Source organism: Bartonella tribocorum, from assembly GCF_002777915.1.
Classification (GTDB): domain Bacteria; phylum Pseudomonadota; class Alphaproteobacteria; order Rhizobiales; family Rhizobiaceae; genus Bartonella; species Bartonella tribocorum_A.
The window spans coordinates 1-1,258 of the sequence record NZ_NJGE01000067.1 but is presented as its reverse complement, the minus strand read 5'-3'; the positions used below and the strand labels follow the sequence as shown (position 1 = coordinate 1,258).

The window sequence follows — 1,258 nt, the reverse complement described above, 5'->3', positions numbered from 1 at the left end:
CACAAATTATGCACTTTACTTTATATTCAAAGTTGCAATAATGACAAAAATTGTTATATATAAATAATTGTGAAAAGTAGCATTAAAATGAAAAATATCATTTCTATAATTTTAATCATGAATCTTTTATCTGCTTGCGTATTAGCGCCAAAGTTAAAGCAACCAAATGATAGAAACCGTATACCTATCAATAAAACAATCCCTGCCGAAATCAAGCGAGGAGCCATATGAAAAAGATTCTTATAGCAGGACTTATTATATTCTTTGGGATACAAAATTCAGCATATGGTTTTTTTACTTTTTGGCCTAGTGAGTATCTCGATAGTAAACCTGAATTAAAAAAAACTTCTATTTCTGTGCCACCATCAGCTGATACACTAGAAGCTACTGATTTTTTAAAAAAACCAACTGTTGTTGAGTTATTAAAAAAACAGATTGAAGTGCAAACAGAGCAACTTGAAAAAATGATGGATATCAATTCGGCTATATCAGGTTATGTAATAGGTGACAGATTAACGCTACCAAATAACATGGACTATTTTTTTCAGAATCCGCAAGTTATCTACCCAATTCCACGACGCCATTACCACTTCAGCACTCATGGAATACATTCTAAAATTATTGATTTTATGCGCGACATTAATAACAAAGAGAATTCTTATTGGTCAGATAGCTGGATACGCGAAAAAATTAACAGACGTCTCAAATATAATGGGATTGTAGCTAAAGCCGTAAGCTTGCGAGCTTTTCAGGACGTAGAAAAGCGCTTTATACAAATTGCTGATTCCTTAAAACAGATAAGTAATACAAAAAATGTGATAGAATCCTCTGAATTGCAACTACACATAAAGAACATGTTAGCCATGATCAAAAATGAATCTGTGAAACTAAAAATGGTTAGAGATTTAAGCGAAAATGAAGGGAATCTTATCAACATACAAAGGCGCAAGCTCTATGGGAAAATGGTAGATTCATCAAACAGAAATATACCTTTCATACGATTGTCATCAAGCTCTTTATAGTATTTGTTTTCTCTCTCCATGAAGGAAATTCTCATTTAGTACTGTTCTGACAATCTGGAATAACAAACAAAAGTTTCATAAAACCCAAAATAGTCCCAGTAATAATACTTGAGCAAACTGTGTAAATAAAAATGACGCGTATAATATTATGTCTATGTTTTAAAATGATGAGAAATTGAAGTTTTGTTAAAGAGGAATGCTATGAACTTCACAAAGAGGAATGCTATGAACTTCAC

Annotated in this window: 2 protein-coding genes; both read left to right on the top strand. The window is 31.9% G+C overall.

What is annotated here, in order from left to right:
• Positions 1–87 precede the first annotated feature (87 nt).
• Positions 88–231, top strand: coding sequence for a TrwH protein (locus CER18_RS10330; RefSeq protein ID WP_100129744.1), 144 nt, complete (start codon positions 88–90; stop codon positions 229–231).
• A complete protein-coding gene (locus tag CER18_RS09680; protein WP_100129743.1) occupies positions 228–1,022 on the top strand; it encodes a type IV secretion system protein in 795 nt (264 codons plus the stop codon). Before CER18_RS10330 ends, CER18_RS09680 begins: the two co-directional genes overlap by 4 nt.
• Positions 1,023–1,258 lie beyond the last annotated feature (236 nt).